The sequence below is a fragment of the Methanosarcina siciliae T4/M genome (assembly GCF_000970085.1).
Classification (GTDB): Archaea; Halobacteriota; Methanosarcinia; order Methanosarcinales; family Methanosarcinaceae; genus Methanosarcina; species Methanosarcina siciliae.
The window spans coordinates 4,627,642-4,641,180 of the sequence record NZ_CP009506.1; the positions used below are offsets into that span (position 1 = coordinate 4,627,642).

General features: G+C 38.4%; 7 protein-coding genes. All 7 read left to right on the forward strand.

All coding sequences use genetic code 11. The annotated features are described in order from the left end of the window. Positions 1-229 precede the first annotated feature (229 nt). The 7 genes from MSSIT_RS19395 to MSSIT_RS23760 all read left to right on the forward strand — a co-directional run bounded on the left by MSSIT_RS19395 (position 230) and on the right by MSSIT_RS23760 (position 12,833). Positions 230-2,245: a hydantoinase/oxoprolinase family protein gene (locus MSSIT_RS19395; RefSeq protein WP_048174079.1), complete on the forward strand. Its 2,016-nt coding sequence runs from the start codon at positions 230-232 to the stop codon at positions 2,243-2,245. A gap of 156 nt (positions 2,246-2,401) precedes the next feature. Beyond that, positions 2,402-4,330 (forward strand): hydantoinase/oxoprolinase N-terminal domain-containing protein, encoded by a 1,929-nt coding sequence (locus MSSIT_RS19400; protein ID WP_048174080.1) that lies wholly within the window; start codon positions 2,402-2,404, stop codon positions 4,328-4,330. 140 nt (positions 4,331-4,470) lie between these two features. Beyond that, positions 4,471-5,256, forward strand: a complete 786-nt coding sequence (locus MSSIT_RS19405; protein WP_048174081.1) for a helix-turn-helix transcriptional regulator — start codon at positions 4,471-4,473, stop codon at positions 5,254-5,256. Positions 5,257-5,619: 363 nt separating this feature from the next. Beyond that, positions 5,620-6,408: a helix-turn-helix transcriptional regulator gene (locus MSSIT_RS19410; protein WP_048174082.1), complete on the forward strand. Its 789-nt coding sequence runs from the start codon at positions 5,620-5,622 to the stop codon at positions 6,406-6,408. 1,572 nt (positions 6,409-7,980) lie between these two features. Beyond that, on the forward strand, positions 7,981-8,967 hold the full coding sequence (locus MSSIT_RS19415; RefSeq protein WP_148706046.1) for a hypothetical protein: 987 nt from the start codon (positions 7,981-7,983) through the stop codon (positions 8,965-8,967). 457 nt (positions 8,968-9,424) lie between these two features. Further along, positions 9,425-10,597: a hypothetical protein gene (locus MSSIT_RS19420; RefSeq protein WP_048174084.1), complete on the forward strand. Its 1,173-nt coding sequence runs from the start codon at positions 9,425-9,427 to the stop codon at positions 10,595-10,597. Between the two features lie 1,171 nt (positions 10,598-11,768). Next, positions 11,769-12,833, forward strand: coding sequence for a hypothetical protein (locus MSSIT_RS23760; protein WP_156158910.1), 1,065 nt, complete (start codon positions 11,769-11,771; stop codon positions 12,831-12,833). Positions 12,834-13,539 lie beyond the last annotated feature (706 nt).

Here is a 13,539-nt window from a genome sequence, read left to right on the forward strand (position 1 = left end):
AGAATCAGATATCCATTTAGCTACTACATGTTTAACAACTATTCAGACTTTAATTATAATAACAGGCTTTAACAAGTACCGGAACCTAACTTTAAACCATAGCTTGAAACCTTATCGGATTGAAGATTACTGGTTGAATATTATACTAAACGCATCACCCAGAAACGAGTAACTTTCCGGAAAGCCTGAGGAAACTGCTATCCAATTCACAAAAGAGGTAAGTAAGAAAATGCACTTCAGTCTTGGAATAGATGCAGGGGGCACCTATACTGATGCCGTTATCATAAGGGATTCCGACGGAGCAGTAGTTGAGTCAAGCAAAGCCCTTACGACTTATCCCGACCCCCTGCCGGGAATGAAAAACGCAATCGACAGACTGGACCCTGGCTATCTTAAGGATATAAAGCTCGTATCCGTATCTACCACCCTGTCCACAAATACGATTCTGGAAAGCACCGGATTTCCGGTCGGGCTGATCATGATAGGGGACTATGTGATCCCTGAGAACCTTCCTACAGACTACTGGATAGCAGTCTCAGGCGGGCACGACAGCGATGGGGAAGAGCTAAAAGTTCTGGATCTTGATTCTGTGGAAGAATTCGCCCTCAAAGTAAAGAGTAAGGTTTCGGCTTTTGCAGTTTCCTCTTACTTCAGCAACCGAAACCCCGAGCACGAGCTTGCAGTCAAAAAAGCGGTAAAGGACATTACCGGACACCCTGTCGTATGCGGGCATGAGCTATCCCAGGACCTCGGAGCCTATGAAAGAGCTATAACTGCTTTTCTGAACGCCCAGTTAATCCCGATTACCCATAAGTTCATCAAGGCAATAATCAGAGAATTCGAAAGCCGTGGGATCAACGCAAACTTGTTGATGTTAAAATGTGACGGGTCGGTGGTTGGAATCGAAGAAGCCCTGGAAAAACCCATCGAGACCATCTTTTCAGGGCCTGCTGCAAGCCTTGTAGGTGCATCTCACCTCAGCCGGCTTAACACATGTGCCATGATTGACGTTGGCGGCACGAGCACGGACGTAGCCATGATGCAGAACGGACTGCCGGAACTCAGCAGTGCAGGGGCAGTAGTAGGAGGCTGGCAGACCCGCGTAAAAGCTATCCGTATGGAGACTTCGGCAACCGGAGGAGACAGCCACATCTGGCTTAAAGGGGACAGAATCAACGTAGGGCCTCGCCGGGTTATTCCTCTCTGCAGGGCTTCTGTTATCTACCCCGAATTCAGGGAGAAACTCAAGCACAACAGGGTAGCAAAAGGGTATCTCTGTGAAAATATCCAGGTAACGAAATTTTTTGTCCGCACGGGATTCAGGCCTCTCGAGCTGAAAGCAGGAGAACGGGAGATATACAAACATATCGGAAAAGAGCCCGTTGCCTTCGGAGACCTGCTCATTGCACTGAAAAAACGCCCTTCCCCTTCAATACTCGATTCACTCATACAGAAAAGACTGATTCAGGCCATAGGTTTTACACCCACCGACGCCCTGCACGTCCTTGGAGAGTATAACGAGTGGGATACGGAAGCTGCAAGGATAGGAGCACATATGCTCGGGCGGCCCCTGAAGCTAAGCCCCGAGGACCTCAGTGCTGAAGTAAAGCGCAGGGTTGCGCGCAACATTGCCGAAGATCTTATCGCATACCTGATAGAGGGAATGCCCAGAAATGAAATTGACAGGGTACTTCTGGGAAAGAACTTCACGCGCTTCAGAGTAGAAATTCCCGTTGTCCTTCTCGGGGGCCCCGTGAGGGCATACGTAGAAGACCTGCGAAAACTAATTAATGCCGAGTTCATAGTCCCCGAATATGCCGATGTTGGAAATGCTGTTGGTGCTCTTGTTGGAAAAGGAATTAAAAGAGTAGAGATCCTCATAAAAACCAGACTTGTCCCCAAATCCAGGGAAGAAAAATCAGAAGAGGATGAGGAATACGGTATAGCTCCGGAAAGTGAAGTTATAGAAAGTGCCATTCAGCAGGAAAAGAAAAACGAGTACATTGTGTTTTCTCCGTCGGAGAGGAAGAAATTTGAAAAATACAATGAAGCTCTGGAATATGGAGAAAAACTTGGGAAACAGCTTGTCATGGACTACATGATCGGAGCAGGGCTTGGAAAAGAGGAAATAAGGATAGATGTCAGTAGAAAGCACCTGGCACCTCCGGGCTGGACTGACGTGCCCCTGGAAACAAAGCTTGTATATGTAGGGGTAGGCTTACCGAAGAATTCTCTTACAGTTTAAAGGAAAAAATAGGAAGAGATGTGAATTACTGCACACTATAAATAGAAATATATATCTTGAAACATAACTTTACAAACCCGGCTAAAAAGGGAATTTGTACGGCTGAAAAAGAAATCGATCGCCTAAAATAGAGTAAAAAATGGGGCTGTTTTGACAATGCAATATAGTCTGGGTATTGACGCAGGTGGGACATACACTGATGCAGTTATCTTAAGGGATTCGGACAGCCGGATACTGGATACAAGCAAAGCTATTACCACCTATCCAAACCTGATGACCGGAATACGAAATGCAATTGATAAGTTAAACCCGGAATATCTCAAGCAAGTAAAACTCGTGTCGGTTTCAACAACCCTCTCGACAAATACAATCCTTGAAAGGACCGGATACCCTGTTGGCCTGATCCTTGTAGGGGACTACATCATTCCAAAGGAGCTGCCAGCCGACTACTGTATAAAGGTGAAAGGGGGGCACGACAGCAATGGAGACGAACTCTGTCCCCTTGACCTTACGGCTGTAGAACAGTTTGCAGTGAGTCTCAAAAAGAAAGTGTCCGCATTTGCCGTTTCTTCCTATTTCAGCACTCGAAACCCGGAACATGAGTTAAAGATAAAGGATGTAATCCTCAAACTTACGGGACATCCTGTGGTCTGCGGGCATGAGCTCTCCCAGGACCTCGGAGCCTATGAAAGAGCAGCAACAGCAGTCTTAAATGCCCAGCTAATTCCCATAACATACCAGTTTATCCATTCCATCATGAATGAAGTAAAGGAAAGAAACCTTGATGCGAAGGTTCTGATGTTAAAATGTGACGGCTCGGTCATAGATATTAAAGGTGCGAAACTGCGCCCGATTGAAACTATTTTTTCAGGCCCCGCTGCAAGTATTATGGGAGCTTCACACCTTTCAGGGCTTGACACCTGTACGGTAATCGATGTTGGAGGAACAAGCACGGATGTCTCCATAATTAAAAACGGCCTTCCTGAGCTCTGCGAGAAAGGGGCAATTGTTGGGGGCTGGCAGACCCGCGTAAAAGCTATAAAAATGGAAAGCTCCGCAAACGGGGGAGACAGCCATGTGTGGTTTAAGAAATGCATAAGGATAGGTCCGAGAAGGGTCATGCCACTCTGTTTTGCTGCGGTAAATTACCCTAACTTTAAAGAAAAACTTGAGAAAAATCCCGTACCATTAAGAACCATGCTCAACGAGCATGTCCAGCCAACCAAGTTTTTTGTCAGAACCGGAGTAATACCCATTAACCCAACGGAGAGTGAAAAGAAACTGCTTGAAGTTATAGGGGACGAGCCTCTTTCTATCCACGAAATATTAAATAAAATGAAGCGTTTTCCTTCTCCTGCGGTTCTGGATTCCCTGCTCAACCAGCGGTCGATCCAGGCAATAGGCTTTACGCCCACAGATGCCCTGCACGTCCTTGGGGAATACACGGAATGGGACGTGGAGACCTCCCTGATAGGAGCCAAAAAACTTTCCCGTTTTACTCAACTGGGCGTGCACGCCTTCTGTAAGAAAATAAAACAGCAGGTTGCAAGAAATATGGCTTACAGCCTGATATCCTTCATAATGGAAGGTAGGGGAAAAGATGGAATAAAGATGATGCTGGAAGAAGAAGTCCCTATCCAGTACAAGGTAAATATCCCCATAGTTCTGCTGGGCGGACCTGTAAAAGCCTACTACGGAGAACTGAAATCTCTTATTGATGCGGATATTATCGCCCCCGAACAAGCGAGAGTAGGCAACGCTGTCGGAGCTCTTGTAGGAAAAGGGATTAAAAGAATTGAGATAACTATCAGGCCTTACTCGATGGAAAACCCGGACCAGAATTTCCTTGTATTTACTCCGGTAGGAAGAAAAAAGTTTGAGCAGTACCGGGCTGCCCTTGAATACTCTCAAAAAGCCGGGGAAGAATTAATTCTGGATTCCCTGAAAGATTTCGGGCTTCCGGAAAGTTCGATAAAGATAGATACCAGCATAGAGTATCTCGTGCCTCCGGGATGGAAGCAGACCCCTATGGAGACAAAGATGACGTTTGTGGGAGTCTGTACTCCAGGTTTTTCAATGGACTGAATCCTATAGTTATGCCCCCAGAAAACAGGTAGTTTGAAAAAATGCCGGTGAAATTGAAAAGAACAGCCAATGGACCAGCCTGCCGGGAAGAAGGATCGGCAGCATATCGCAGCACATTATACTGCAGGAAGTAGGAAGATATGGAATCTTCACTTATTGATCTTGTTTTCCGCTCCGATAAAAGAAAAAACCTTCTTATACTGCTGGATAGCGGTTCAAAAAACATTGATGAAATCAAGGATGAACTGGATGTTACTGCCACGTCAATTCTCCCCCAGATAAAGAAATTGATAGACAGCGACCTTATCGTTCAGGAAGACCGGATGTACAAACTCACGGTACTCGGAGAGTTCATAATCAAAAAGGTAAAGCCCCTAATCAGCGCCCTTGAGGTTGTGGAAAAAAATAACTCTTACTGGACAGGGCACGACCTGAATTCAATCCCCCGCCACCTGCTCGAAAGAATCTCAGAGCTTGGAGACTGCACTCTTATAGAGCCGGACCTGAACCATATTTATGAGCCCTCCCAGAAAATTATTGATAGCATGGCCGATGTAAAAATGGTCTCAACCTTTGCTTCATATTTTAATCCTGCCTATTTACCCCTGTACGTTGAACTTGGCAGAAAGGATGCCGAACTATCTCTTAATTTTACGCAGTCAGTCTGGGACCATCTCTCAAACGAGCACTCAAATATGATAAAAGAGCTAATGAGCATGGATAATGTGAGCCTTTATATCTCGAAAGAGGGAATAAAGCTAACTGAAATTACAGTCACTGATAGAATAATGCTCCTTGGGCTCTTTGACAAAAATGGAAAGTTCGACCAGCAGTTTATTATGAGTTTTGAGCCTGTTGCCCTGCGCTGGGGCCAGGAATTGTTTGATTATTTCAAGAGACTTTCCAAGCAGGTTAATAAGATATGACTTTAAAATGACCTTATAAGAGGAAAGGCACAGATAAATTCATAAACTTATATAAAATATAGATACTGTGTCTGCATCCAAACATGTGAGAGGAAGATAGAGAAAAAGTTTCCGAATGAGGTTAGGATGTGGGGCTCCCAGGAACGAAAAAATAATGAAAAATAATTATATATCTTATAGTGGTAGTTTGTTACGTTAAAAGGGCGATTTTAAGAATGTTCTATAGTTACTAACCTGAAGGTACTTTTTCCATCAAAAGTGATAATGGCGAGAAAGAAAGGAAAAAGAAGTGCATACACTTCTGGTATAGAGATATATACAATGTTAGATATAACAGGATAAAAACATAAGAGAGGGAATCAGATGGAATCATCATTACTGGATGTTCTCTTTCTTTCAGAAAAAAGGAAAAACCTCCTTCTGCTACTTCTGAACGGACCCAAGACCATCGAGGAGATAAAGAACACACTGGATGTACGCTCAAGTCCGATAATGACCCAGATAAAGATCCTGATGAAGCAGGACCTAATTGTAGAAAACGACAGGCTCTACAAACTTTCCAGTATCGGAGAGATTCTTGTCCCCAAGATGAAAGCAATCCTTGAAACGTTTAATGTCTTCGATAAAAACCACGATTACTGGATAAATCAGGATATGACCGCAATTCCCCCTGAATTCCTGGATGAGATAGGAAAACTCGGAGATTATATTGAAGTAAATCCTGACCGAAACCACGTGTTCGAATACCCTAAAGAAGTCGTAAAACACCTTTCCGAATCCGAGAAGGTAATGATCTCATCTTCTTTCTTTCTTCCGATCTATCCTTCCCTCTGTATAGAGCTTGCAGCAAAGGGTACGGATATTACCCTTGTATTCACCGAGTATGTTTATGACAGGATGCTCAACGACTACAAAAAAGAGCTTGAACACTTCCTGAACTTAAAATATACCAAACTCTATGTCTGCAACAACAATAATATGAAAATTGCATCAAGCATAGTAACAGAGAAATTTATGGCTCTGTCCCTCTTTTGCAATAGCGGGATCTATTACAACCACAACCTTGTGAGTTTTGACGAGAGCGCACTTAAATGGGGAAAAGACCTTTTTGACCACTATAAAAATATGGCAAGGCCGATTACAAAGATCTGAGAGAATTTTTCCCCTCATTAAAACTTCAGGCTAAAATAATGACTGATTTTTCTCGTGGGTTCAAAAAGAGCCTATGTGTCCATAAAGAGCCTGAAATTTCTGCCTGTAAACCTGAAACATGATAGTAACTTGGCTATCAATGAATTCACGATTCAATCCCAAAACTTCAGACTGCAAATTAATTACATCAAACTTATTCGCTCGATGTATGAAATCAAATAATTAGACACCATGGTAAAATACACACTTTAGACATTCAACATTTTAATACTAACGTTTTTCACCTCAAATGAGTAAGCCTAGTCCCCATTGTGGAATCTACTTCAATTTTAAGATACACTCATTCTGAGTGACTCCATGAGTCTTAATACTTTTTTAGGTTTACCTTTATTTGTAAGAACAAATTTTGAAACTAAGAGTATTCGGAACCGTAGTAATTATTTAGAATTTTTAAATAATAATAGTTATCATCATTTAGAGAGATACAACTCAACAAAAATGACATCATAATACGAAAAACTCTATTTATTAATAAAATTTCGAACATATTCTGTGATGATAAGATAAAGATTATAATTAAAATAGCTAACCGATTAATGAGAAATAAGTCTCAAAAATGCTTTTTTAATGTAGTATTTATTTAAATAAATTCCAAAATATAAGAGTGACTGTCCTGAATTGAAGATGATAAGAGAATAAAAAAACATGTTAGGATTATAAAAAGGTATTCTAAACTAAATTATTTATTTAAAGTTTTTTAATAAAAAAACGTGACATATTCCCAAGAGCTCTTGAGTAATAAAAAAGCAATTGAAATATAAAAAACCTGCATATTTTTATAAAATTTCAAACGTATTCTTTAATATCCTAATGAAATAATTAACAAAAACATACAATTAATTGATAAAAATTACCCTCAAGAATGCTTTTTTATTACAATATATACTCAAGACTATTTTTAAATGTAATGGAACTTGACGAAAATTTGGGATGGGAAATAATCTAAAAATATATTAGGCTAATACAAAGAAAATGTAAATTAAAATATTTATTTGAAGTTTTTTAATAGTAAAACGTGGTTCATATAAAGCGGAGAGTAGATAAAATAAAGATCTTTTATAATATAAAAACTCTGCACACCCTTTTATAATTTAAAACGTATTAATGAATATCATTATAAGGATTTAATTCAAGAAACTAACCGAATAATAACAAAAATACTCTTAAATGATTCTTCTTTGTGGTATTTTCCCGGTTAGCTTACGAAATGGAAGAGATAATGACTATATTTACTTAGATGTCATCAAAATAGTGGCTAGTATGTATAATTGAACATTGATAGGTAAAATAAAAATTAACAAAAGAGTAATTTAGTCAAGTGTCCATTTGAATTAACCCACCTTATGATGTGTAGTTGTGAGGGGAAAGTTACTGAAAACCAAGAGCTTCCGAATCTCTCCATATTTATATCAAACATGGAGTATGGGCTCTCTCTGCAGATTTGATCAGTGACTAAACCCCACTATTTAATGTGCGTTATTCAATAAATAATTTGGTAAAATGAGGTGTAATATGCAAAAGATAATGAGAGCGCTAGGGATGCTTTTGATTCTGGTAGTATCAACATCTTTAGCAGTGGGCCAAGAAGCACAAACTGATGCAAGTGTCAATGTGAGTGCTCAGGTTGGAGGTACTACAGGAGATGCACCGTTCATTGAAAAGATGTTCGTGCTTGCCGATGACGACCTTTTAACAAATGGAACTCAAGTAATGCCTATTCCTGGGGTAGGGGATGAGAAGAGCTATAAAGATTTTGACAAATATGTTATAGTCTCTGATCCAAATGGAATTGCCGACATAGTCAGAGTATATGAAAAGCTTTTTTATCCGGATGGTACCCTGGTTTCTTCAGAAACCACCTGTACGGATATAACCAGTAACCCCGAAGCATATACTGCAGCCCTTGATGATGCACTAGAAGCCGGTTTGATATCCTCAGACGAATATGAGGATTATATATATGGGCTGAATGATGCGAAAAGACAGTTGAAAATATTTACTGTTGAGAACTCTCTTTCAAGCTGCGATCCAGCCGGCTCATATGAGGTGTACTTCAAGGTTGTCGACAATTATGGACTGTACTATGAAGACAGGACCAACTTCGATTACCTGGCACTGAAAGCTATTGGCCTTGACTTTTCTGAAATAAATTACGGCTCCGTTACGGTTAACGTGGAGAAATGGGTTTCAGGTGACGAGGACTGGGAAACTCCAGCAAAGCCTACCATTAAAAATGAAGGAAATGACCCCCTCCAGATATCCGTACAGGGGAATGAAATGATAGGAGATAACCTTCAGCAGACTCTCTCTGCAGACGCTCTGAGTGTAGAACTCCTTGGTGAACATGTATATGGTCTTGATCAACCTGTTATACTGGAAGGTTTCCTCCAGCCTTGCACACCAACACAGATCAGCTTTGATATAAAGCCACCACTTGGAACCGCAGCTGATACCTATCGTGGAACAGTAGTAATAAAAATAGCAGCAGATGGATCATAATTCATAAAAAAAGGTAGAGAGACTATTAAGTCTCTTCTTTATTTTTTATTGGTTCTTTGTGTAAGAATCTAAGTTACTCCATCGAAATATAAGAGTGAAACCTATACCAGAGAAAAGAAATTGTTACAGAAAATAACATTCAAAGTTGCGATCATTCAAAATTCATGTTTATCTTTTGACATGTGACTTTATAATTCAATAAACATTTTGGGCACAAAAAACTAGTACAAATTATTATAGATCATTCACTTTTGTGAATTTTACTTTCTAGATATATCATACTGCACCAAGAAGATTAAAAAATACTTACATATTGGGTATAAAACCAAAGAAAGTATGGTGATTAAACATACGATTTGATAGTTTAATCTTAATGATAATGATTTTTAAATGGATCACGTAAGTACTTCCGATCAATAAAAAGAATAAAAATTTTTCTTAAATTTGGAGGCGTTAAATGAAAAAAATAATCACACTACTTATACTAACAGTAATGGTGCAACCTGTACTTGCTATCGGAATTGGTATTTCACCTTCAGAGATAAACATAAATAATGGGTTTAAAGGAGCCGAATATGAAAAGAGCTTAGTTATATTCAATACAGGTCAAGAACAGACAAATTTTTCACTCTCAGCGGAAGGGGATATAAGTGACTGGGTTAGCATTTATAAGTCAGATAATTTAAGTTCGAATATCACAAATGTTTTAATCCCAGGAGAAGACAAAGTTTCTCTTATTATTGTATTCCGTGTGCCAAGTGACGCTTCAAATGGAAATTATTCCGGAGTTCTGGATGTCAATTCCGTTCCGTCGACAGATGTATCAGAAGGTTCTCAAAGCCAGATGGTTGTCGGTGCATCTTCTTATGTTATGATAAATGTTACAGGAGACCAGATCCTTCAGGGCGAAGTAACAAGTATCAATATAGAGGACACGGAGGTCGAATATCCTCTTAAAACGAATATTCTAATTAAAAACACCGGAAACGTTGTAGCAAGTCCTAAAATCGAGTCCCATTTTTACAGAGGGGATGAGGAAGTAGGCAGTCTCGTTAACGACAGTGCCAGTATTAAACCTACAGGAGTTAATGAAAAAATCGTTACCAAGTGGAATACTCACGGGCAGGCCCCGGGAAATTATACTTCAAACGTCATAGTTTCTCTGGATGGACAAACATTAAAATCTGAAAATATTTCTTTTACAATATACCCAACAGGTACATTTTCCAGACAGGGAAACCTCACAGATATTCTCATCGAGGGAGAACCTGAAGTAGACAAAGTTTCGAAAATTACGGCATATTTCAATAATACCGGACAAATCGAAACATCTGCAAAATTCACTGGAGAAGTCTACAAAGATGAAGAACTCCTGGATACTATTAAAAGCGATGAGCTTACAGTGGATAAGTATAAACAGGCAGTTCTGGTTGGATACTTCAAACCAACCACTCCAGGAGAATACGTGATAAAAGGTAAAGTCGTTTATAGCGGAAAAGAAACTCCTGTAAATGAAGTTTCATTTAAAGTCCCGGGTGGTTTTCAATCTCTTTTCATAAGTGGTGCCGTTGCAATATTTTTAATTCTTGCTCTGTTGGCAGTGATGGTAAAGAAAAAGAAAAATAATTGAGAAATGTTAGTTGAAACTGTATAAATAAGTATCCAATTAGTATAATTTATGTGCAAAAACGCCAAAAAATTTTAAGCTTTGATTTTGTTTAACAAAAAAGTGGAAATTTTGAGACCTAATTAGTATAATTATTACATAAATTTGAGCATATAAATATTTAGTCAGAATGTAGAAGAACGAACATTACTATCAGTAGAAAAGATATGAATAAAGAATGTCAGAAAGGTGAGATTACTCCCTTCCAAGAAGGAAGGATACTCCCAAAGTTAACATTTCAAGTGATTCTTCTCCTCAAAACCACTCGTTAAATATTTAATAGAAGTTAATGATGTTTTTTTATCCATGCTGAATAACTATTTACCTTAACTTATTAAAGGGGTTTGAATTGATGAAAGTATTATTTGTTATTGGGATAATGGTGTTTTTGCTAACTGTTGTGGGGTCTGCTAGCGCAGAGACGCTTTATTTAAATGAGACTGATGAAGGCAATAATTATGGTGTGCCCATTAAAGTCCAACTGGATTATGAAGGCAACAATATGCAGATAAAGGTGCTCGAACCTCAGAATAAAGCATATGATAACTACACTATTTCAAATGTAGATATTCCAAATATATGGGTTAAAACCACAAGCAATAATATAGACAGTGTTTCTTCTCCGTGGGAAATTATCAATAACGACTGCAAAGTAGGTTATTTTGGACTATTCTATACTCAAATCACTAAGATAGACAGTAGTTTTAAATCAGCAGGCCCTGTCGATGTCATATTAAAAGACAAAGTAGACACACTTATTCAAAATAATGATAAATATGTCATTGCTGTGCAGGTTTCATTTAAAATAACTGAGAATGAAACGGAGGAAATAGATCTAAATCCCGGGAATGAAACAGAGGTAATAAACCTAAAATCTGAGAATAAAACAGAGGTAATAAACCTAAAATCTGAGAATAAAACAGAGGTAATAAACCTAAAATCTGAGAATAAAACAGAGGTAATAGACCTAAGTAATGAGGCAAATGATTCCTTCAGTAACCAAAATTTAGATATTGAAAATAAATTGATCAAAAAAATAATTGATAGTATTACTTTTGGATTATTTGAAGATGAAATGATAAATGACTATAGTCAAAACACGTTGTCTGAGAAGACTGTAATAATAATTGAAAGAATGGATAGCATTAATGATGGAATTGGTGCTACGGGAAATAATGACAATACTGGAACGACAGAAGAGAACAATACTACAGATAGCAACGCTACAGGAACAACAGAAAATAACAACAATACAGATAGCAAAGCTACAGGAACGACAAAAAATAACAACAATACAGAGAACAACAATACAGACAATAACACTATAGAGAACAACACTATAGAGAACAACGATACAGACAACAACACTACAGACAACAACACTATAGAGAACAACGATACTGATAACAACACTACAGGAACAACAGAAAATAACAACAATACAGAGAACAACAATACAGACAACAACACTATAGAGAACAACGATACAGACAACAACGATACAGACAACAACGATACAGACAATAACACTACAGACAACAACACTATAGAGAACAACGATACAGACAACAACACTATAGAGAACAACGATACAGACAACAACGATACAGACAACAACGATACAGACAATAACACTACAGACAACAACACTATAGAGAACAACGATACAGACAACAACGATACAGACAACAACGATACAGACAACAACACTATAGAAAACAACGATACAGACAACAACGATACAGACAACAACGATACAGACAACAACGATACAGACAACAACACTATAGAAAACAACGATACAGACAACAACGATACAGACAACAACACTATAGAAAACAACGATACAGACAACAACGATACAGACAACAACGATACAGACAACAACACTATAGAAAACAACGATACAGACAACAACGATACAGACAACAACGATACAGACAACAACACTATAGAAAACAACGATACAGACAACAACGATACAGACAACAACACTATAGAAAACAACGATACAGACAACAACGATACAGACAACAACGATACAGACAACAACGATACAGACAACAACGATACAGACAACAACGATACAGACAACAACGGTACAGATAATAGTAATAATAGCGATAATAGCGATACAGGAACAACAGAAGACGATACTACCGGAACAACTGTCGGTGTCACAGCAGAAATTAACAACTAAAAACAGAAATCTCTATAGAAGTATAAATGCATACAGTAGAGATTCATTTGATAGATTGGAGTATTTAGCCACTAGTTAACCCGTATTTCATCACAATACATACGGTTATTGTAGACTATTTACTTTGGTTTGTATTATATGCTGATATCAAATGAAGCCATATTCAGTTTTCACTTATTCCTTTTCTGCCAAACGATGTCTTCCAATATAGACATGATGAGAATACCTTCATACGTCTTTTTTAGCATCAAGGGCTATATATAGCTCTAAAAAAAATTAAAGTCAGAATGTATTATGCACTTTACATTCCGCAGTATTTTTTTGGAAATAAACATCACACGATAGCGTTTTTGCTGAAAAATACATTATCCTCGATACTAAACATTGTTGCAAAAATAGTTCATTGTTTATATATGCTGTGAGATCTGAGTTATATGTTAACCAGTTTTAAACCAATTATACATTTATATGATGTATAAAATACACAATCAGTAAAAATTCTCAAAATCAAATGTCAACCTGCAGAATATAGGATAATAGAGCCAAATTGAAATTTTGATAAAAATTGAATACTACGTTTTTATATAACTGTCAAGTCAGGATTCCATGCAATCGCTTAACAAATATCTTTCACTCGTATGACGGTTAATTCTCAAACCCTGTCCGACTACGCAGAAGTCTGAAATCAGAAGAAAAAAGCGGCTCT

What these genes read in the sequence shown, in the direction of transcription:
- MSSIT_RS19410 (WP_048174082.1), top strand. Translation starts at nt 5,620, where the DNA reads ATGGAATCATCATTACTGGATGTTCTCTTTCTTTCAGAAAAAAGGAAA.
- MSSIT_RS19405 (WP_048174081.1), top strand. Translation starts at nt 4,471, where the DNA reads ATGGAATCTTCACTTATTGATCTTGTTTTCCGCTCCGATAAAAGAAAA.
- MSSIT_RS19415 (WP_148706046.1), top strand. Translation starts at nt 7,981, where the DNA reads ATGCAAAAGATAATGAGAGCGCTAGGGATGCTTTTGATTCTGGTAGTA.
- MSSIT_RS19420 (WP_048174084.1), top strand. Translation starts at nt 9,425, where the DNA reads ATGAAAAAAATAATCACACTACTTATACTAACAGTAATGGTGCAACCT.
- MSSIT_RS19400 (WP_048174080.1), top strand. Translation starts at nt 2,402, where the DNA reads ATGCAATATAGTCTGGGTATTGACGCAGGTGGGACATACACTGATGCA.
- MSSIT_RS19395 (WP_048174079.1), top strand. Translation starts at nt 230, where the DNA reads ATGCACTTCAGTCTTGGAATAGATGCAGGGGGCACCTATACTGATGCC.
- MSSIT_RS23760 (WP_156158910.1), top strand. Translation starts at nt 11,769, where the DNA reads ATGGATAGCATTAATGATGGAATTGGTGCTACGGGAAATAATGACAAT.